This window comes from Amycolatopsis granulosa (genome assembly GCF_011758745.1).
GTDB classification, from domain to species: Bacteria; Actinomycetota; Actinomycetes; order Mycobacteriales; family Pseudonocardiaceae; genus Amycolatopsis_E; species Amycolatopsis_E granulosa.
This window is the reverse complement of sequence record NZ_JAANOV010000001.1, coordinates 17,886-38,899: the sequence shown is the minus strand read 5'-3', so window position 1 is coordinate 38,899 and position 21,014 is coordinate 17,886. Positions and strand designations below refer to the sequence as shown.

Genomic DNA, 21,014 nt, shown 5'->3' with positions numbered 1-21,014 from the left:
GGCCGCGATCCCCTACCGGCCGAAGATCGCCCACCCGTGGGCCGGCACGGTCGGCCACGGCTCCCGCCCGCCCGGGGAGGAGGAGTCCAGCACGCGCAGGCCGTCGATGCGCACCGGGAACCGGCGCGGTTCGTCGCCGGTGTTGAGCAGCGTGAGGATCTCGTCATCGCCGCTGCGCGAGCGCAGGGCGAGCTCCCGGTTCGTCAGGTGCTCCACCGACGTGCGCGCCCGCACCAGCCACGCGTTGCGCCGGCGCAGGCCGATCAGCCGCTGGTGCAGCCGGTACACCGGCCACCCGTAGGGCGCCAGCTGCGCGGGATCCGCCGGGAACTCCGGGCGGATCTCGTCGTCACCCCCGGCCCGGTCCTCCTTGATCCCGCGGAACGCCTGCTCGTCGCCGTAGTACACGCTCGGCACGCCGCCGACGGTGAACAGCACGGCCAGCGCGTGCGCCAGGTGCCGCTCGTCGGGCAGCGTGCTGGCGAGCCGGGTCACGTCGTGGTTGCCGGCGAAGGTCTGCGGCACGAACGAGCCGAGCAGTTCGTCGTGCCGGTTCAGCGCCCAGGCCAGTTCGAAGAAGTTCCCGTCGTGCAGGGAGCTCCAGATCGCCTTCCACAGCTCGTACTGGGTGACCGAGTCCAGGCCGCTGCGCGTGACGTAGCCGGCGTAGTCGCCGTGCAGCACCTCGCCGAGGAACCACGCGCCGGGGTACTGCCGGCGCACGCCGGGCAGGACCCGTGCCCAAAACCCGGCAGGCACCGCGTAGGCGGCGTCCAGCCGCCAGCCGTCCACGCCGCGGCCGAGCCAGTGGCTCATCACCCGCCCCACGTGATCGGCCACCGCGGGCTGGGTGTGGTCCAGCGCGACGAGGTGCCGGTGCCCCTCGAACACCGCGTAGTCGTCCCCGTCGCGGCGCCACCACTGCGGATGCCCGAACCCGCGGGCCACGTGGTTGAACACCCCGTCCAGCACGATCCGCATCCCGCGGTCGCGGGCGGCGGCGACCAGCCGGTCGAAGTCGGCGTCGTCGCCGAGCCGCGGATCGATGCGGAAGTGGTCGGTCGTGTCGTAGCCGTGCGTCTCCGACGCGAACACCGGACCGAGCAGCAGACCGGAACAACCCAGTTCGACGGCGTAGTCGAGCCAGCCGGCCAGCCGGCCCAGGCGGTGCTCGGGCGGACTGCCCGCCGGCAGCGCACGCGGTGGCGCGCCGGTGAAGCCGAGCGGGTACACGTGCCACCAGATCACGTGGTCGGCCCAGGTCGCGTGGTCGGCCGGGTGCGCCATGCGTTCTCCTCGTCTCCTCGTGTGGCGGCACCCGCCGCGGACCGGGATCCTGAACGGGTGGATGCCGACCTGACCGCCCTCGCGCACGCCCATGGTGTGGCCACCCGGTACGAAAACGCCGAGCAACGCGAGGTGGAGGTCGAGCCGGACGTCGTCGTGGCCGTGCTCGCGCAGTTCGGCGTGGACGCGTCCGGGCCGGACGCGGTCCGCCGCGAGCTGGCCGCGGTCCGCGAGCGGCGGGCGGCCACCCTGCTGCCCCCGACCCTCGTGCTGCGTGAAGGTACCGAACACGACGCGGGCGGGCGCGCCGTCCTGCACCTCGAGGACGGCACGCGCCGGGAGACCGACCGGATGATCCCCGGTGACCTGCCGCTGGGCTGGCACCGGATCGAGACCGCCGACCAGGACGTGGTGCTGGCCGTGGTGCCGCACCGGCTGCCCGAGGTGCCCCCGGCGTGGGGCTGGATGCTGCAGCTGTACGCGCTGCGCTCGGACGCCTCGTGGGGCGCCGGGGACTTCGCCGACCTGGCCGAGTTCGCCCGGCGCTCGGCCGCCGAACTCGGCGCCGGTGTGGTGCTGGTCAACCCGGTGCAGGCGATCAGCCCGGTGCACCCGGTCGAGCGGTCGCCGTACTCGCCGGCCAGCCGCCGCTACGCCAACCCGTTCTACCTGCGGGTCACCGCGACCCCGGAGTTCGCCCGGGCCGGCGAGGACCTGCGGGCGCGGGTGCTCGCCCTGCGGCCGGACACGGTGCCGCAACCGGAGCTGATCGACTACGACGCCGTGTGGCGCGCCAAGCTCGCCGCGCTGGAGCTGCTGTGGCCGGAGCACGACCCGGCACCGCTGGACGAGGCGGTGCACGACTTCGCGACCTTCTGCGCGCTGGCCGAACGGCACGGCCCGGACTGGCGGGAGTGGCCGGAGCAACTGCGTGATCCGCATCACCCGGCGGTCGCGGCGGCCCGCACCGAACTCGCGGACCGGATCGCCTTCCACGGCTGGCTCCAGCAGCTGTGCGAGGACCAGCTCGGCGCCGCGCGCGAGGCGGCCCGGGCGATGCCGGTGGGCATCGTGCACGATCTGCCGGTGGGCGTGCACCCCGGTGGTGCGGACACCTGGGCGCTGGGCGAGGCGTTCGCGGCGCGGGTGACCGTGGGCGCCCCGCCGGATGCGTTCAGCCAGCAGGGCCAGGACTGGAACCTGCCGCCGTTCCGTCCGGACCGGCTCGCCGAACTCGGCTACGCGCCGTTCCGCGACGTCATCCGCGGCGTGCTGCGGCACGCCGACGGCATCCGGATCGACCACGTCGCCGGGTTGTGGCGGCTGTGGTGGATCCCGCCAGGTGAGCCGCCCTCGCGCGGCACGTACGTGCACTACGACGCGGACGCCATGCTCGGGATCCTGGCGCTGGAGGCGCACCGCGCGGGCGCGGTCGTGGTCGGCGAGGACCTGGGCACGGTCGAGGCCACGGTGACCAAGACCCTGCACGAGCGCGGCGTGCTCAGCTCGGCGGTGCTGTGGTTCCAACGGGACTACGACACGCCCGGCCATCCGTTCGTGCCGCCCGGCGAGTGGGACCGCGACGCGATGGCGAGCATCACCACGCACGACCTGCCCACCGTGGCCGGCTGGCTCGCCGGCGAGCACGTGCGGGTGCGGGCCGAGCTGGGGCTGCTCGACGGGCCGCCGGAGAAGGAGCAGGCCGCCGCCGAGGCCGAGCGGTCGGACCTGCTCGGATTCGTTTCGGCTCAGGGGATCCCGGCCGGCGACCCGGTGACGGCGCTGCACACGCTGCTCGCGTCGGCCGCCTCGCGGCTGTTGCTGACCGCGCCGGCGGACGTGCTGGGCGAACGCCGCCAGCCGAACCTGCCGGGGACGACCGAGGAGTACCCGAACTGGCGCATTCCCCTGCCGGTCACGCTGGAAGCGTTCTTCGCGGATGCACGAGTGCGCCATGTCGTGAGCGCATTGCGCGCGGCGCGTCCGTTACCCGGGCGGAGTGCTTGAGAACGGCTACATTGGGCACACGTCCGAAGCCACCGCTCGCGAACGCTAGAAGGAGAACCTGTGCCGCCCTGGCCCGGAATGCCCTACCCGCTCGGCGCCACCTACGACGGTGTGGGCACCAACTTCGCCCTCTTCTCGGAGGTCGCGGAGTACGTCGAGCTGTGCCTGATCGACGCGGACGGCACCGAGGAACGTCATCGCCTGACCGAGGTGGACGGGTTCGTCCACCACGGGTACCTGCTCGGCGTCGGTCCCGGACAGCGCTACGGCTACCGCGTGCACGGTCCCTACGACCCGTCGCGCGGGCTGCGCTGCAACCCGAACAAGCTGCTGATCGACCCCTACGCCAAGGCGATCGCCGGTGACGTCGACTGGGACGAGGCGCTGTTCGGGTACCCGTTCGGCGCGCCCGGCGAGCGCAACGACGCCGACTCCGCCGCGCACGTGCCGCACGCGGTGGTGGTCAACCCGTTCTTCGACTGGGGTGACGACCGCCCGCCGCGCACGCCGTACAACGAGACGGTCGTCTACGAGGCGCACGTGCGCGGCCTGACGATGAACCACCCCGAGGTCCCGCCGCGGCTGCGCGGCACCTACGCGGGGCTCGCGCACCCGGCGGTGATCGACCACCTGACGAAGCTGGGCGTCACCGCGATCGAGCTGATGCCGGTGCACCAGTTCATCACCGACCACGGGCTGAGCGAGAAGGGCCTGCGCAACTACTGGGGCTACAACACCGTCGGCTTCTTCGCCCCGCACGAGGGGTACGCGGCGCTGCCCGAGCAGGCCGGCCAGGTGCAGGAGTTCAAGGGCATGGTCAAGGCCCTGCACGAGGCCGGCATCGAGGTGATCCTCGACGTCGTCTACAACCACACCGCGGAGGGCAACCACCTCGGCCCCACGCTGTCCATGCGCGGTATCGACAACCATGCGTACTACCGGCTGGTCGAGGACGAGCCGCAGTACTACATGGACTACACCGGCACCGGCAACTCGCTGAACGTGCGCCACCCGCACACCCTGCAGCTGATCATGGACTCGCTGCGGTACTGGGTCACCGAGATGCACGTGGACGGGTTCCGGTTCGATCTCGCCGCCACCCTGGCCCGCGAGTTCTACGACGTGGACCGGCTGTCCACGTTCTTCGACCTGGTGCAGCAGGACCCGACCGTGAGCCGGGTGAAGCTGATCGCCGAGCCGTGGGACGTCGGCCCGGGGGGCTACCAGGTGGGCAATTTCCCTCCACTGTGGACAGAGTGGAACGGCAAGTTCCGGGACACGGTGCGCGACTTCTGGCGTGGCGAGCCGGCCACGCTCGGCGAGTTCGCGTCCCGCCTCACCGGGTCGTCGGACCTGTACCAGGACGACGGCCGCCGCCCGTACGCCTCGGTCAACTTCGTCACCGCGCACGACGGCTTCACACTCCAGGACCTGGTGTCCTACAACAGCAAGCACAACGAGGCCAACGGCGAGGACGGCCGCGACGGCGCCGACGACAACCGCTCGTGGAACTGCGGGGTGGAAGGGCCCACCGACGACGCGGAGGTGCTCGCGCTGCGCGCCAAGCAGCGCCGCAACCTGCTCGCCACGTTGCTGCTGTCGCAGGGCGTGCCGATGCTGCTGCACGGCGACGAGATGGGCCGCACCCAGCAGGGCAACAACAACGTTTACTGCCAGGACAACGAGCTGTCCTGGATGGACTGGTCGCTCGCGGACACCAACGCCGACCAGGTCGAGTTCACCGCCGCGCTCGCGGCGTTCCGCAAGAAGCACCCGGTGTTCCGGCGCCGCCGGTTCTTCGCCGGGAAGCCCATCGGCAAGGGTGAGGAGCTGCGGGACATCGCCTGGTTCACGCCGTCGGGCGAGGAGATGAAGGAGCAGAACTGGGACGACGGCTTCGGCAAGGCCATCGTCGCGTTCCTCAACGGCGAGGGCATCAACGACCTCGACGCCCGCGGCATGAAGGTCACCGACGACTCGTTCCTGCTGGCGTTCAACGCGCACTACGAGGACATCGAGCTGACCCTGCCGAACGCCGACTACGGCGCGGGCTGGGCGGTCGTGGTGGACACCGAGGCCGGCACGGTCGCCGAGGAACCGGGTGAACCGGTACCGGCGGGCGGCTCCCTGAACCTGCCCGCCCGCTCGCTCGTGGTGCTGCAGCGGGTGGGGGCATGACGCCACCTTCGTCGACCTACCGGGTCCAGCTGCGCCCGGAGTTCACCTTCAGCGACGCCACCGGTCAGATCCCTTACCTGCGCCGGCTCGGCGTCGGCGCGCTCTACGCCTCGCCGGTGCTGGACGCCACGCCCGGGTCGACCCACGGCTACGACGTGGTCGACCCGGCGCGGGCCCGGCCGGAGCTGGGCGGTGAGGAGGCCCGGCGGCTGCTGGCGAAACGACTGCGGGAAGCCGGGCTGGGGTTCGTCGTGGACATCGTGCCCAACCACATGGCGGTCGAGGTCGCGAAGGCGAACCGGTGGTGGTGGGACGTGCTGCGGCGCGGTCCCGGGTCGGCGCACGCCGACTTCTTCGACATCGACTGGCGGCGCGGCAAGGTGCTGCTGCCCGTGCTCGGCGACGACGCGGACGTGGCGGAGCTGCGCATCGACGGCGACGAGCTGGTCTACTACGACCACCGGTTCCCCATCGCGCCGGGCACCGGCGAGGGCAGCCCGCAGGAGGTGCACGCGCGCCAGCACTACGAGCTGGTGGGCTGGCGGCGCGGCAACGCGGAGCTGAACTACCGCCGCTTCTTCGACATCACCACCCTCGCGGCGGTGCGGGTCGAGCTGCCGGACGTCTTCCACGCCACGCACGACGAGGTGCTGCGCTGGGTGGCCGAGGGCGAGGTCACCGGTCTGCGCGTGGACCACCCGGACGGTCTCGCCGACCCCGGCGGCTACATGCGGATGTTGCGCGCCGGCGCGCCGGAGGCATGGCTGGTGGTGGAGAAGATCCTGCATCCGGGCGAGGACCTGCCGCAGAGCTGGCCGGTCGACGGCACCACCGGCTACGACGCCCTGCGTGAGATCACCGGGCTCCTGGTGGACCCGGCCGGCGAGGCGCCGCTCACCGAACTGGCGCGGCGGCTGGGCCAGCCGGTGGACTACCACGAGGTGGAGGACCGGGCCCGGCGGCTGGTCACCGACCGGATCCTGGTCGCCGAGGTGCACCGGATCGCCGCGCTGGTGCGCGGTGTCGAGCAGGAGGCCGCGGCGGGTGCGGTCGCGGAGACGATGATCGCGTTCCCGGTCTACCGGTCCTACCTGCCCGAGGGTGCGGCGCACTGGGCGGCCGCGATCGCCGCCGCCCGCGCCGCGCGACCGGACCTGGCCGAGGCGATCGACGCGCTCGACTTCCAGGTGCGGGAGGACCCGCACGGCGAGCTGGCCACCCGGTTCCAGCAGACGTCGGGGATGGTGGTGGCCAAGGGCACCGAGGACACCACGTTCTACCGGTACACCCGCTTCGCCGCGCTCAACGAGGTGGGCGGGTCGCCGAACGACTTCGGCGCGGACGTGGCCGCGTTCCACACCTCCGCCACCGCGCGCGCCGCCGGGTGGCCGGCCGCGATGACCACCCTGACCACGCACGACACCAAGCGCTCGGAGGACGTGCGGGCACGGCTGGCCGTGCTGTCGGAGATGCCCGGGGAGTTCGCCGACGCGGTGACGCGGTGGACCGCGCGGCGCGGCATCGACGAGCCGTCGCTGAACCTGCTGGCCTGGCAGACCCTGGTCGGCGCCTGGCCGATCGAGGCGGACCGGCTGCGCGGCTACCTGGACAAGGCGGCCAAGGAGAGCAAGCTCCGCACCACCTGGACCGACCACGACGAGGAGTTCGAGCGGGCGGTCGCGGCGTGGCCGGACGAGGTGCTCGGCGACGCGGAGCTGCGCGCGGAGGTCGAGGCGTTCGCCGGGCGGGTGCGCGGCCCTGGGTGGTCGAATTCGCTGACGCAGAAGCTGGTCCAGCTCACCGCGCCCGGCGTGCCGGACGTCTACCAGGGCACCGAGCTGTGGGACTTCTCCCTGGTCGACCCGGACAACCGGCGGCCGGTGGACTACCCGGCGCGCGCCGCGCTGCTGGCGGAGATCGCCGGCGGGTGGCTGCCGGAGGTCGACTCCTCCGGCGCGGCGAAACTGCTCGTCGTGCACCGGGCGCTGACCCTGCGCCGGGACCGGCCGGAGCTGTTCACCGGTTACCGCCGCCTGCACGCCGAAGGTCCCGCAGCCGCGCACGCGGTCGCCTTCGAGCGGCGCGGGCTGATCACGGTGGGCACCCGGCTGCCGGTGGGCCTGGCCGCGGGCGGCGGCTGGCGGGACACCGTGCTGCCGCTGCCCGATGGCGAGTGGACGGACACGCTCACCGGGACCGTGGTCACCGGTCAGCTGTCGGCGATGCTGGCCCGCTACCCGGTGGCGCTGCTGGTGCGAGGAGAGTCATGACGTTCCGCGTCTGGGCCCCGGCGGCCCCGCGTGTCCGCGTGCGCAGCCGGGGAGCCGAGCACGAGATGACCGCCGGGGACGGGGGGTGGTGGTTCTCCGACGTCCCGGCGCCACCCGGGACCGACTACGCGTTCCTGCTCGGCGAGGACGGGAAAGCGCTTCCCGACCCGCGCTCGTCCTGGCAGCCGCAGGGCGTGCACGGGCCGTCCCGCGTCTACGACCACGCCGCGTTCGCCTGGACCGATCAGAGCTGGACCGGGCGCGCCCTGCCCGGCGCGGTGATCTACGAGCTGCACATCGGCACGTTCACCCCCGGCGGCACCTTCGACTCGGCGATCGACCGGCTGGACCACCTCGCCGACCTGGGTGTCACGTTCGTCGAGGTGCTCCCGGTGAACTCCTTCGACGGCACCGGCGGCTGGGGCTACGACGGCGTGCTGTGGGGGGCGGTGCACGAGCCCTACGGCGGGCCGGACGGGTTCAAGCGGTTCGTCGACGCCTGCCACGCCCGCGGGCTGGCCGTCGTGCTCGACGTGGTCTACAACCACCTCGGCCCGTCCGGGGCGTACCTGGACCGGTTCGGCCCGTACTTCGCCGGGCGGAACGACTGGGGCCCCGGGCTCAACCTCGACGGCGAGGGCTCCGACGAGGTCCGCCGGTACGTGCTCGACAACGCGCTGGGCTGGCTGCGGGACTTCCACGTCGACGCGTTGCGGCTGGACGCCGTGCACGCGCTGAGCGACCGGCGCGCCACACACCTGCTGGAGGAGCTCGCGGTGGAGACCGAGTCGCTGTCGGCGGCGGTGCGGCGGCCGCTGACGCTGATCGCCGAGTCGGACCTCAACGACCCGCGCCTGGTGACCGCGCGCGAGGGCGGCGGGTACGGCCTGCAGGCCCAGTGGTGCGACGACCTGCACCACGCGCTGCACGTCGCGTTGTCCGGCGAGACCAGCGGGTACTACGCGGATTTCGGGGCGCCCGGCGCGCTGGAGACGACGCTGCGGCAGGCGTTCTTCCACGCCGGCACGTGGTCGTCGTTCCGGGAGCGCACGCACGGCCGCCCGGTGGACCGGTCCCGGGTGCCCGGGCACCGGTTCCTGATCTACCTGCAGAACCACGACCAGATCGGCAACCGCGCCACCGGGGACCGGTTGTCCGCGTCGGTCTCCCCCGGCCGCCTCGCCTGTGGCGCGGCCATCGTGTTCTGCTCGCCGTACACGCCGATGATCTTCATGGGCGAGGAGTGGGCGGCGAGCACGCCGTGGCAGTTCTTCGCGTCCTTCCCGGACCCGGAGCTGGCCGAGGCGGTGCGGACGGGCCGCCGGCGTGAGTTCGCGCGGCACGGCTGGGGCGAGGCCGAGGTGCCGGACCCGATGGACCCGGCGACGGTCGAGCGCTCCCGGCTGGACTGGTCGGAACCGGGCCGGGCGGGGCACCGCGAGATGCTCGAGCTGTACCGGGCGCTGATCGCGCTGCGCCGGTCCCGGCCGGAGCTGGCGGACCCGTGGCTGGACCGGTTCGCCGTCCGGGCGGAGGGCTCGTGCCTGGTGCTGGACCGCGGCCCGCTCCGGCTGGTGTGCAACTTCGGCCCGGACGGCGTGGACCTCGGCGAACCGGCCGGATCGGTGGTGCTCTCCTGGGGCGGCGCGACGGCCGGTCACCTCCCGCCGGACACGTTCGTCCTGATCGACACCGCCGGTTGATCACGCCTGGTCACTTCCCGCCGGGACGGTGATCCGGATCCGCACCGATCGGCGGTGACGGAACTGTCGGGGGTGGCTGGGACAATCGGGACATGGCCATCCGACCTGCCACCGACAACCTGCTCGCCGGGCGCCCGTTCCCGCTGGGCGCGCACCCGGAGGGCGGGGGCGTCCGGTTCGCCGTGACCTCGACCGTCGCCGACGCCGTGGAGGTGTGCCTGATCGGCGACGACGGCACCGAGCGCCGCGTCGAGCTGACCGAGCGCACCTTCGGCGTCTGGCACGGCCTGGTGCCCGGGGTGACCTCCGGTCAGAAGTACGGCTACCGTGTGCACGGCCCGTACGACCCGTCCCGCGGCCTGCGCTGCAACCCGGCGAAGATCCTCGTCGACCCGTACGCCACCCGGATCACCGGCGCGCTGAGGGACCTGACCGCGGCGCTGGGCTACGCGGGCGATCCGATGCAGCACCGGCGGTCGAAGGTGGACTCGCTGGGCAGCGTGCCGCTGTCGGTGGTCAGCTCGCACGGCGGCCCGGACACCGGGGTGAAGCCGGAGGTGCCGTTCGAGGAGTCGGTCGTCTACGAAATGCACGTCAAGGGCTTCACGCAGCGCAATCCGGAGATCCCGGCGAACCTGCGCGGCACCTACCTCGGCCTGGCGCACCCGGCGGCCATCGAGCACCTGGTGCGGCTCGGGGTCACCGCGGTGGAGCTGCTGCCGGTGCACTGGTTCACCGAGGAGCCGTACCTGGTGCGCACCGGGCGGAAGAACTACTGGGGCTACTCGCCACTGGGTTACTTCGCGCCGCACACCGGGTACGCGAGCGAGCCGGGCCGCGAGGTGGCCGAGTTCCGCACCATGGTGGCCGCCCTGCACGCGGCCAACATCGAGGTCATCCTCGACGTGGTGTTCAACCACACCTGCGAGGGCGGCCTGGACGGCCCGACGCTGTCCTTCCGCGGGCTGGACGCCCCGGCCTACTACGTGCACGCCGGGCGCGGCAACGTGATCGACCTGACCGGGTGCGGCAACACCCTGGAGGCGCGGTCGCCGACGGTGATCCGGCTGGTCACCGACTCGCTGCGGTACTGGGCCACCGAGATGGGTGTCGACGGGTTCCGCTTCGACCTGGCCAGCACCCTGGGCCGGCCCGGTGGCGGCGCGTTCGACCGGGACTCGGCGCTGCTGACCGCCATCACCACCGACCCGGTGCTGTCCCGCTGCAAGCTGATCGCCGAGCCGTGGGACGTGACCGGTCACGGCTACCGCGTCGGGGACTTCGGGGCGCAGTGGGCGGAGTGGAACGGCCGCTACCGCGACACGGTCCGCGACTTCTGGCGCGGTGCCGCCGGGGTGGACGACCTGGCGTTCCGCCTGTCCGGCTCGTCCGACCTCTACGACCACAACCTGCGCCGGCCGTGGCAGTCGATCAACTTCGTGACCGCCCACGACGGGTTCACGCTGCGGGATCTGGTGTCCTACAACGAGAAGCACAACGGGGACAACGGCGAGGACAACCGGGACGGCACCAACGACAACCGGTCCTGGAACCACGGCGCCGAGGGCGAGACCGGCGACCCGGAGGTCCGGCAGCTGCGGGGCCGGCAGGCGCGCAACCTGCTCGCCACGCTGCTGCTGTCGACGGGCACCCCGATGCTCGTCGCGGGCGACGAGCTGTGGCGCACCCAGGGCGGTAACAACAACGCTTACTGCCTGGACGACGAGACCTCGTGGCTGGACTGGTCCGGCGACCCGGACGCGACGGCGATGCTGGCGTTCACCCGGCGGCTGGTCCACCTGCGTGCCGCCAGCCCCGCGCTGCGGCAGCCGGAGTTCTTCGAGGGCCGCACGACACCGACCGGACGGCCGGATCTGATCTGGTTCCGCCCGGACGGCGAGGAGATGACGGAGGAGGACTGGTTCGACGGCAGCCGCCGCACGCTGATGATGTGGATCGACGGCTCCAACAGCCAGTCCCGCACCCGCGAAGGCGAACTGATCGCCGACCACTCCTGGCTGCTGATCCTGCACGCCGGGGGCGAACCGGTGAAGGTGACGCTGCCCGGGCCGGAGTTCGGCGCCACCCTGAAACCCACCCTGGACACCACCACGCCCGACGGCAGCCCCGCCACGCCCGGCGCCCTGACGGCCGGCAGCCGGCTGACCCTGCCCGCCCGGTCGCTGCTGCTGCTGCGCGCCCCGCGCGACATCCAGGCGAGTTAGGCGGGAGCTGCCGCGATGCGCCGGGCCCTCCGGTCACGCTGCGCGATCCCGGCGGACCGGGACAGGCACCCGGGCGAAAGCAGCGGCACACACGATTACCGACGGGTAGGCCGGGGCATCCCGGTGCCGGCGCAGCAAGCCCTTTCGAGCTGACGCCCGTTGGGGTTGCCCGGCTTGCCTGAACACCGTTGAAGGGTCGACAGTGCGCGAGGACAGCGCCGGAACGGACCATGCCGTGAAGCTCCGGGTTACCAGCCGGTGACCACACTGGACACACGTGGCCCCCTGACGGAGAGTGAACCCCGAAGAGGTAGTTTGCGCACAGTCGCAGCTGGGTACTTCCTTTCGAAGACCTGTTTCTCCCCACCGGGCCGTCGGGTGGGGTCTGCACATTCCGACAACTTCTGGTGAGAGGGGCGCTGCCGATGACCGGCCGGCTCGGCATCGACGACGTGACCCCAGCGGTCAGCTGTGGCACCTATCCGGCGAAAGCGGTGGTGGGAGAACACGTTCCGGTCTCGGCGACGGTCTGGCGGGAGGGTCATGACGCGGTCGCCGCGACCGTCTCCTGGCGTGGCCCGAACGACCGGATCTCCCGCCGCACCCGGATGACCGAGCAGGGCACTGGTCTGGACCGCTTCGGCGCGGTCATCGTCCCGGACGCGGAGGGCCTGTGGACCTTCCGGGTCGACGCCTGGAGCGATCCGTGGTCGACCTGGAAGCACGCCGTCAAGGTCAAGGTCGCCGCGGGGCAGGACGCCCACGAGCTGGCCAACGACCTGGAGACCGGCGCCCGCCTGCTGGACCGGGTCTCGCGCCGCCCGGACCGCCGCCGGGAACGCGCACTGCTCGGCAGCGCCGCGCACGCCCTGCGCGACAGCGAGCGCTACCTCGCCGAACGCGTCGGGCCGGCGTTGTCCGTGGACGTCGACCGGATCATGCACGAGTACCCGGTGCGGGAACTGGTGACCAAGGGCAAACCGATGCGCATCTGGGTGGACCGGGAGCGTGCCGCATTCGGGTCCTGGTACGAGTTCTTCCCCCGCTCCACCGGCGGGTGGGACGAGCAGGGCCGCCCGGTGCACGGCACCTTCGCCACCGCCGCCGGGGCCCTCGACCGCGTCGCGCGCATGGGTTTCGACGTCGTCTACCTCCCGCCGATCCACCCGATCGGCCGCGTCAACCGCAAGGGCCGCAACAACACCCTCAACCCGGACGAGCACGACGTCGGTTCGCCGTGGGCCATCGGCTCGGACGAGGGCGGGCACGACGCGGTCCACCCGCAGCTGGGCACGCTCGACGACTTCGACGACTTCGTCGCCCGCGCCCACGAGCTCGGCCTCGAGGTCGCGCTCGACCTGGCGTTGCAGGCCGCCCCCGACCACCCGTGGGTGCTGAAGAACCCGGAATTCTTCACCACCCGCCCGGACGGCACCATCGCCTACGCGGAGAACCCGCCGAAGAAGTACCAGGACATCTACCCGATCAACTTCGACAACGACCCGGAGGGCATCTACGCGGAGGTGCTGCGCGTGGTGCTGCACTGGGTCTCGCACGGGGTGCGGATCTTCCGGGTGGACAACCCGCACACCAAGCCGCCGGACTTCTGGGCGTGGCTGATCAAGACGGTCAAGGACGCGCACCCGGACGTGCTGTTCCTGTCCGAGGCGTTCACCCGCCCGGCGCGGCTGTGGGGCCTGGCCAGGCTCGGCTTCACCCAGTCCTACAGCTATTTCACGTGGCGCACCACGAAGGAGGAGCTGATCGAGTTCGGCGTGGACCTGGTCGAGCACTGGGACGAGGGCCGCCCGAACCTGTTCGTCAACACCCCGGACATCCTGCACGAGTCGCTGCAGAAGGGTGGGCCGGGCATGTTCGCGCTGCGCGCCGCCCTGGCCGCGACCCTGTCCCCGTCGTGGGGCGTCTACTCCGGCTACGAGCTGTACGAGAACCAGCCGGTGCGTGAGGGCAGCGAGGAGTACCTCGACTCCGAGAAGTACGAGCTGCGCCCGCGTGACTTCGAGCGGGCGCTCGCCGAAGGGCGCTCGCTGGAGCCGTGGCTGACGAAGCTCAACGCGATCCGCCGGGCCCACCCCGCCCTGCAGCAGATGCGCACCCTGCGCTTCCACCACGTGGACAACGGTGCGCTGCTGGCCTATTCCAAGCAGGATCCGGCCACGGGCGACACCGTGGTCGTCGTGGTCACGCTGGATCCGCACCAGGCGCAGGAGGGGACGGTCTGGCTCGATCTGCCCGCTCTCGGGTTCGACTGGCACGAGCGGCTGATCGCGCACGACGAGGTCACCGGTGAGACCTGGGACTGGGGCCAGGCCAACTACGTGCGCCTGGAACCGTGGCGAGCGGTGGCACACGTCGTCGCCGTGCAACGGCGCCTGGCCGGGCAGGACTGAGCCACGGCCGGGACCGGGACACGGCCGGGACCGGCACAGCGGTTCCGACAACAGAGTTTCCCGCAACCGCGAGCCCCCGGCGCACCGACCGGCGCCGGGGTACTGGAACGCACCCGGATGAGGTGGGGAGAGGTGGAGTTCATGGACGAAGACGCCCGGCCCGACGCGGCGCTCGGTCTGGAGGGCATCCCGCACACCGGTGAGGCGATGACCCCCGACGGGATGCTGGTCGAGCCGCAGGCCGACGATTTCAAATCCGCGAAGCAGGCGCCGGACAACCCGCACTGGTACAAGTCGGCGGTCTTCTACGAGGTGCTGGTGCGCGCGTTCGCCGACTCCAACGGCGACGGCACCGGCGACCTGCGCGGCCTGGCCGGCCGCCTGGACTACCTGGAGTGGCTCGGCGTCGACTGCCTCTGGCTGCCGCCGTTCTACGCCTCGCCGCTGCGGGACGGCGGCTACGACATCAGCGACTTCCGGGCGGTGCTGCCGGAGTTCGGCACCGTCGAGGACTTCGTCTACCTGCTCGACGAGGCGCACAAGCGCGGCATCCGGGTGATCACCGACCTCGTCCTGAACCACACCTCCGACATGCATCCGTGGTTCCAGCAGTCCCGGTCCGACCCCGACGGGCCCTACGGCGACTACTACGTCTGGAGCGACGACGACTCGCGCTACGCCGACGCGCGGATCATCTTCGTCGACACCGAGACGTCCAACTGGACCTACGACCCGGTGCGCGGGCAGTTCTACTGGCACCGGTTCTTCTCCCACCAGCCCGACCTCAACTACGAGAACCCGGACGTGGCCGAGGCCATGCTCGACGTCCTGCGGTTCTGGCTGGACCTCGGCATCGACGGGTTCCGCCTGGACGCGGTGCCCTACCTGTTCGAGCAGGAGGGCACCAACTGCGAGAACCTGCCGCGCACCCACGAGTTCCTCAAGCGCTGCCGCAAGGTCGTCGACGACGAGTACCCGGGCCGGGTACTGCTGGCCGAGGCCAACCAGTGGCCCTCCGACGTGGTCGAGTACTTCGGCGACCCGGCCACCGGCGGCGACGAGTGCCACATGGCGTTCCACTTCCCGCTGATGCCGCGCATCTTCATGGCGGTGCGGCGCGAGTCGCGGTTCCCGATCTCGGAGATCCTCGCCCAGACGCCGAAGATCCCCGACGGCGCGCAGTGGGGCATCTTCCTGCGCAACCACGACGAGCTGACCCTGGAGATGGTCAGCGACGAGGAACGCGACTACATGTACGCGGAGTACGCCAAGGACCCGCGGATGAAGGCGAACATCGGCATCCGCCGCCGGCTGGCGCCGCTGCTGGAGAACGACCGCAACCAGCTCGAATTGTTCACGGCTTTGCTGCTCTCGCTGCCCGGGTCACCCGTTCTGTACTACGGTGACGAGATCGGCATGGGCGACAACATCTGGCTGGGTGACCGCGACGCGGTGCGCACACCCATGCAGTGGTCGCCCGACCGCAACGCCGGCTTCTCGGGTTGCGACCCGGGCCGGATCTACCTGCCCGTCATCATGGACCCGGTCTACGGCTACCAGGCGATCAACGTCGAGGCCCAGCGGGACAGCGGCTCGTCGCTGCTCAACTGGACCCGGCGGATGATCGAGGTCCGCAAGCAGCACCACGCGTTCGCCGAAGGCGACTTCGTCGAGCTCGGCGGGTCCAACCCGAGCGTGCTGGCGTACAAGCGCACCTGGATCCGTCCCGACGGGCGGCTGGACATCGTCCTGTGTGTGAACAATCTGTCGCGATTCCCGCAGCCGGTCGAGCTGGACCTGTCGGAACATCACGGTTGCACGCCCCTGGAGCTCACCGGTGGTGTTCAGTTCCCCGACGTCGGGGAACTGCCGTACCTGCTGACGTTGCCGGGGCACGGCTTCTACTGGTTCCAGCTGCTGGACGCGGACGCGAAGGCGAGGCGAGGTGAGTGACGTGACCGATCCCCGTGACCTGGTCGGCGCGCTGGTGACCGAACTGCCGGGGTGGCTGCCGGCGCAGCGGTGGTTCGCCGGGAAGGACCGCCCGATCACGGCGGTCCGCCCGCTGAGCTCGACCGTCCTGATGGAGGGCGACCCGCTGCTGGTCCACCTCGTGGTCGAGGTGGAGCAGGACGAGCGGCGCGAGCCGTACCAGCTGCTCATCGGCAGCAGGGCGCACCTGCCGGAGTACCTCGGTTCGAGCTGGATCGGCACCGAGCGGGGCCTGCCCTGCTACGAGGCCACCGGGGACGCCGACCTCACCAGCAGGCTGCTCGACCTGCTCGCCGCGGGCGCGCACGTCGGTTCGCTGCGGTTCGAGCTCGAGCCGGGCGCGCAGGTGCGCGGCGGGCTGCGGGCCCGGCCGGTGGGCGCGGAGCAGAGCAACACCTCGCTCGTGTTCGGGCACCACTACATCCTCAAGCTGTTCCGCAAGCTCACCCCCGGCGAGAACCCGGACCTGCGGCTGCACCGGGCTCTGCACGGGGTGGGCTGCAAGCACATCGCCGAGCTGCTCGGCTCCATCACCGGCGAACTCGCCGGGGAGCAGGTCACCATCGGGATGCTGCAGAAGTTCGTGACCGACGCGGTGGACGGCTGGGCCATGGCCACCACCAGCGTCCGTGACCTGATGGCCGATCCCGAGCTGCCCCCCGACGAGGTGGGCGGCGATTTCGCCGGGGAGGCGCAGCGGCTCGGCCAGGCTGTCGCCTCCGTGCACAGCGACCTGCGGCAGGCCCTCGGCGACGAGATCGCCGACGAGGGCGAGTTCGACCGCACGGTCAAGGCGATGCGGGATCGTCTGGACACCGTCGCCAGGGCGGTGCCCCAGCTGGCCGAGCACACCACGGCGCTGCGGGCCGCCTTCGAGAAGGTGCGGGCGGCCCAGGGCCCGGTGACCATGCAGTTCATCCACGGCGATCTGCACCTGGGGCAGGTGCTGCGCACCGTCACCGGATGGCTGCTGATCGACTTCGAGGGCGAACCGGCCGCGCCGGCAGCCGAACGGGTGGCGCTGCGCTCGCCGCTGCGGGACGTCGCCGGGATGCTCCGCTCGTTCGACTACGCGGCGCACCAGATGCTGATCGGCCAGGACGAGGACGACCCGCGCCTCACCGAACGGGCACTGGAATGGGCCCGGCGCAACCGGTCGGCGTTCTGCGACGGCTACGCCAAGGCCGCGCCGGAGACGATCGGCGACCCGCGCACGCACGCGGATCTGCTGCGTGCCTTCGAGCTCGACAAGGCCGTCTACGAGGTGGCCTACGAACACGCCAACCGGCCGGAATGGCTGAGCGTGCCGCTGGCGTCCATCGCCCGGATCACCGCAGGAGGCGAATAACCCGTGAACGCGGTCCCAGCCGAACTGCCCGGCGCGGCCCCGCCGCCCGCCGACATCGACCGGCTGCTCGCCGGCTCGCACCACGACCCGCACTCGGTCCTCGGGGTGCACACCGTGGGCGAGGCGGTGGTGGTGCGCGCGCTGCGCCCCGGCGCCCGCCGGGTCAGCGTCGTCGCCGCCGACCACAAGTTCGACCTCGAACGCGTCGTGGACGGGCTGTGGGCCGGGTCGGTGCCCGAACATCCCGGCGACTACCGGCTCGAGGTCGACTACGACGGTCAGGTGAGCGTGCTCGACGACCCGTACCGGTGGCTGCCCACGGTGGGCGAACTGGACCAGCACCTCATCGGCGAGGGCAGGCACGAGCGGCTGTGGGACGTGCTCGGCGCCCACCCCCGCTCCTACGACACCCCGGGCGGGGTGGTGACCGGCACCTCGTTCGCGGTGTGGGCGCCGACCGCCCGCGGGGTGCGGGTGATCGGCGACTTCAACGGGTGGGACGGCCGGTCGCACCCGATGCGCTCGCTCGGCTCGTCCGGGGTGTGGGAGCTGTTCATCCCGGGTGTGGAGATCGGCTCCCACTACAAGTTCCGCATCCTGGGCGCCGACGGCCACTGGCACGAGAAGGCCGACCCGCTCGCGTTCGCGACGGAGAAGCCGCCCGCCACGGCGTCCGTGGTCACCGCCTCGGCGTACGAGTGGTCCGACGCGGAGTGGCTGGCCAGGCGCGACGCCACGAACTGGGCCGGCGCGCCGATGAGCGTGTACGAGGTGCACCTCGGGTCGTGGCGGCCCGGCCTGGGCTACCGCGAGCTGGCCGACGAACTCGCCGGCTACGTGCAGGACATGGGCTTCACGCACGTCGAGCTGCTGCCGGTCGCCGAGCACCCGTTCGGCGGGTCGTGGGGCTACCAGGTCACCTCCTACTACGCGCCGACCGCGCGGTTCGGGCACCCGGACGATTTCCGGTACTTCGTGGACCGGCTGCACCAGCGCGGCATCGGCGTGCTCGTGGACTGGGTGCCGGCGCACTTCCCGAAGGACAACTGGGCGCTGGCCCGGTTCGACGGCACGCCGTTGTACGAGCACGCCGACCCGCGTCGCGGTGAGCAGCCCGACTGGGGCACCTACGTGTTCGACTTCGGGCGCAACGAGGTGCGCAACTTCCTGGTCGCGAACGCGCTGTTCTGGCTGGAGGAGTACCACCTGGACGGTCTGCGGGTGGACGCGGTGGCGTCGATGCTGTACCTGGACTACTCCCGGCCCGAGGGGCAGTGGGTGCCCAACCAGTACGGCGGCCGGGAGAACCTGGACGCGGTGCGGTTCCTGCAGGAGCTGAACGCGACCGTCTACAAGCGACATCCCGGTGTGGTGATGGTCGCCGAGGAGTCCACCGCGTGGCCGGGGGTGACGCGGCCGACGCACCTGGGCGGTCTCGGGTTCGGGTTCAAGTGGAACATGGGCTGGATGCACGACACGCTGCACTACCTGTCCCACGACCCGGTGTACCGGTCCTACCACCACAACGAGATGACGTTCTCGCTGGTGTACGCGTGGAGCGAGAACTTCGTGCTGCCGCTGTCGCACGACGAGGTCGTGCACGGCAAGGGCTCGCTGTGGGGCCGCATGCCCGGCGACGACTGGAACAAGGCGGCCGGTGTGCGGTCGCTGCTGGCGTTCATGTGGGCGCACCCCGGCAAGCAGCTGCTGTTCATGGGCGGCGAGTTCGGGCAGGAGCGGGAGTGGTCGGAGGAGCGGTCGCTGGACTGGCACCTGCTCGAGCAGCCGCTGCACGGCGGGATCCAGAAGCTGATGCGCGACCTGAACCGGGTGTATGCGTCCACTCCGGCCTTGTTCAGCGCGGACACCACGGCGGAGGGGTTCGCCTGGATCGACGCGAACGACTCCGGCGGCAACGTGCTGAGCTTCCTGCGCATCGGGGAGGACGGGTCCCAGCTGGCGTGCGTGGCGAACTTCGCCGGGATGCCGCACCACGACTACCGCGTCGGGCTGCCGGTGGCGGGCCGGTGGCGCGAGGTGGTCAACACCGACGCCGGGATCTACGGCGGGTCCGGAGTGGGCAACTACGGCACCATCGAGGCCGAGCCCGAGCCGTGGCACGGCCAGCCGGCCTCCGCGGTGCTGCAACTGCCGCCGAGCGGGGTGCTCTGGCTGACACCCGACGAGTGAGGTTCTAATGGCACGGGGTGCCACTCCCGCGGGAGTGGCACCCCGTGCCACGTCAGCTGTCGCTCCGCAGCGCCCGGCTGATCTGGCGGACCACTTCGGACAGCGGAGCCGAGGCCCGCAGCACCGCGACCACGGACTCGTCGTCCTGGTCACCGCGCGGCCCCGTCGTACCGGTGGTGCCGGTGCCGTCCGTGTCCGGGGTGTCGCCGAACGCGTCGATGACGAGGGCGAACGCCTCCTTGGCGTGCGCGTGCGCGTCCTCGGAGCCGCCGCTGCGCAGCCACCGGCGCAGCACGTGGTTGTGCGCCGCCGCGACGGCCGCCGCGGCGACCGAGCCGCGCAGGTCCCACAGCGGGTCGCCGGTGGCCTGGAACCGGGCCCGCAGGTAGGTCGCGAGCACGCGCTGGTAGCGGTCGACGCTCGCGACCTCCTTGTCCCGCAACGAGGGCACGGTGCGGGTGAGCGCGAACCGCTTGACCGACACCTCCGGGTCGTCGAGGTAGGAGTCCAGGACCAGCCCGACCCCGGCGCACGCCACCTCGAGGGGGTTCTGCCGGTCGTCGGCGTCCGCGAAGAGCTGCTCGATGCGGCCGAGGACCTCCTCGTGGTTGGGGAAGATCGCGTCCTCCTTGGACCGGAAGTACCGGAAGAAGGTGCGCCGCCCGACGCCCGCGGCGGAGGCGATCTCGTCGACCGTGGTGGCGTCGTAGCCCTGCTCGGAGAACTTCTCGATGGCCGCCACGGTCAGGGCGTGACGCAGCCGTCGGCGCCCCGCGGTGGTCCTGCCCACGCGCGGCCGCGGGGCGGACCGGGACTCGTCGGACATGGGCCGAACCTAACACCCCGGGCTTGCTAAGGGCACGCAGTGCCATTAGCATCACAGCCATCCACCACCGTTCCGGGCACTGCGCCTCTGGTGCCCCACCTCACCAGGAAGGGGGCCTGTCATGAGCGTCGATTCCGACCTGGGCACCAAGCGTCCGGGCAGCACGCCCGTGGACTACCGCCGCACGTTCGGCTGGCCGGTCCACTGGCACAACGGCACCCTGAACTTCGTGATCGGGGCCGGCATCGGGGCCGTGGCGGTACCGCGGTCCCGCGCCGAGCAGGTGCTGGAGAACCTGACGCGCCAGGGCTGCCGCGGCCCGGCGCTGAGCGTGCCCACCAAGCACGGTTCGGTGGTCATCTTCCTCGTCGAGGCGGACATTCTGGGCAGCGACGCCGAGTTCCTCCCGCCCGACGTCCGGGTCCTCACCGCGGGCACCTCGATCCCGATGCCGGGCACCCACGGCGCCGCGAACCTCGCCCGCTGGATCGTGCCGCCGGACCCGCACCAGCGCTGGCTGCCCAGCCTGACGGCCGTCCTCGCCGCGATCCGCTCGGCCGGCCGCTACCGCTGACCC

Annotated in this window: 12 protein-coding genes; 10 read left to right on the top strand and 2 right to left on the bottom strand. The window is 71.7% G+C overall.

All coding sequences use genetic code 11. The features are described from left to right. Nucleotides 1-12 precede the first annotated feature (12 nt). Nucleotides 13-1,287 carry an alpha-amylase family protein gene (locus FHX45_RS00150; RefSeq protein ID WP_167095856.1) on the bottom strand — a complete coding sequence of 425 codons (1,275 nt, stop codon included), beginning with the start codon at nt 1,285-1,287 and terminating at the stop codon, nt 13-15. 57 nt (nt 1,288-1,344) lie between these two features. Here FHX45_RS00150 and malQ point away from each other — a divergent pair, with 57 nt between their 5' ends. The 9 genes from malQ (at nt 1,345) to glgB (ending at nt 19,611) form a co-directional block, all read left to right on the top strand. Then, nucleotides 1,345-3,294, top strand: a complete 1,950-nt coding sequence (malQ, locus tag FHX45_RS00145; protein ID WP_167095854.1) for a 4-alpha-glucanotransferase — start codon at nt 1,345-1,347, stop codon at nt 3,292-3,294. A gap of 60 nt (nt 3,295-3,354) precedes the next feature. Further along, complete coding sequence (gene glgX, locus FHX45_RS00140; RefSeq protein ID WP_341771285.1) at nt 3,355-5,472, top strand: glycogen debranching protein GlgX; 2,118 nt, start codon at nt 3,355-3,357, stop codon at nt 5,470-5,472. Then, on the top strand, nt 5,469-7,742 hold the full coding sequence (treY, locus tag FHX45_RS00135) for a malto-oligosyltrehalose synthase (RefSeq protein WP_167095852.1): 2,274 nt from the start codon (nt 5,469-5,471) through the stop codon (nt 7,740-7,742). Before glgX (FHX45_RS00140) ends, treY begins: the two co-directional genes overlap by 4 nt. Further along, on the top strand, nt 7,739-9,445 hold the full coding sequence (gene treZ, locus FHX45_RS00130; RefSeq protein ID WP_167095850.1) for a malto-oligosyltrehalose trehalohydrolase: 1,707 nt from the start codon (nt 7,739-7,741) through the stop codon (nt 9,443-9,445). The genes treY and treZ overlap by 4 nt, the downstream gene beginning before the upstream one ends. A 92-nt stretch (nt 9,446-9,537) precedes the next feature. Then, a complete protein-coding gene (glgX, locus tag FHX45_RS00125; RefSeq protein ID WP_167095848.1) occupies nt 9,538-11,670 on the top strand; it encodes a glycogen debranching protein GlgX in 2,133 nt (710 codons plus the stop codon). A 425-nt stretch (nt 11,671-12,095) separates the two neighbouring features. Further along, nucleotides 12,096-14,081 (top strand): maltotransferase domain-containing protein, encoded by a 1,986-nt coding sequence (locus FHX45_RS00120; protein ID WP_167108119.1) that lies wholly within the window; start codon nt 12,096-12,098, stop codon nt 14,079-14,081. 141 nt (nt 14,082-14,222) lie between these two features. Further along, nucleotides 14,223-16,034, top strand: a complete 1,812-nt coding sequence (treS, locus tag FHX45_RS00115; RefSeq protein ID WP_167095846.1) for a maltose alpha-D-glucosyltransferase — start codon at nt 14,223-14,225, stop codon at nt 16,032-16,034. 1 nt (nt 16,035) lies between these two features. Continuing rightward, a complete protein-coding gene (locus tag FHX45_RS00110; RefSeq protein ID WP_167095844.1) occupies nt 16,036-17,421 on the top strand; it encodes a maltokinase N-terminal cap-like domain-containing protein in 1,386 nt (461 codons plus the stop codon). A gap of 3 nt (nt 17,422-17,424) precedes the next feature. Next, nucleotides 17,425-19,611 (top strand): 1,4-alpha-glucan branching protein GlgB, encoded by a 2,187-nt coding sequence (gene glgB, locus FHX45_RS00105; protein ID WP_167095842.1) that lies wholly within the window; start codon nt 17,425-17,427, stop codon nt 19,609-19,611. A 52-nt stretch (nt 19,612-19,663) separates the two neighbouring features. Here glgB and FHX45_RS00100 read toward each other — a convergent pair whose 3' ends face one another. After that, nucleotides 19,664-20,437 carry a TetR family transcriptional regulator gene (locus tag FHX45_RS00100; protein ID WP_167095840.1) on the bottom strand — a complete coding sequence of 258 codons (774 nt, stop codon included), beginning with the start codon at nt 20,435-20,437 and terminating at the stop codon, nt 19,664-19,666. 121 nt (nt 20,438-20,558) lie between these two features. Between FHX45_RS00100 and FHX45_RS00095 the strand changes: the two genes are divergently transcribed. Beyond that, complete coding sequence (locus tag FHX45_RS00095) at nt 20,559-21,011, top strand: hypothetical protein (protein ID WP_167095838.1); 453 nt, start codon at nt 20,559-20,561, stop codon at nt 21,009-21,011. The last annotated feature ends 3 nt before the right edge of the window (nt 21,012-21,014 follow it).

Excerpts from the sequence above, each read along its gene's own strand:
- treY (WP_167095852.1), top strand. The coding sequence starts at position 5,469 with ATGACGCCACCTTCGTCGACCTACCGGGTCCAGCTGCGCCCGGAGTTC.
- FHX45_RS00095 (WP_167095838.1), top strand. The coding sequence starts at position 20,559 with ATGAGCGTCGATTCCGACCTGGGCACCAAGCGTCCGGGCAGCACGCCC.
- treS (WP_167095846.1), top strand. The coding sequence starts at position 14,223 with ATGGACGAAGACGCCCGGCCCGACGCGGCGCTCGGTCTGGAGGGCATC.
- glgX (WP_167095848.1), top strand. The coding sequence starts at position 9,538 with ATGGCCATCCGACCTGCCACCGACAACCTGCTCGCCGGGCGCCCGTTC.
- FHX45_RS00100 (WP_167095840.1), bottom strand. The coding sequence starts at position 20,437 with ATGTCCGACGAGTCCCGGTCCGCCCCGCGGCCGCGCGTGGGCAGGACC.
- treZ (WP_167095850.1), top strand. The coding sequence starts at position 7,739 with ATGACGTTCCGCGTCTGGGCCCCGGCGGCCCCGCGTGTCCGCGTGCGC.
- FHX45_RS00150 (WP_167095856.1), bottom strand. The coding sequence starts at position 1,287 with ATGGCGCACCCGGCCGACCACGCGACCTGGGCCGACCACGTGATCTGG.
- FHX45_RS00120 (WP_167108119.1), top strand. The coding sequence starts at position 12,096 with ATGACCGGCCGGCTCGGCATCGACGACGTGACCCCAGCGGTCAGCTGT.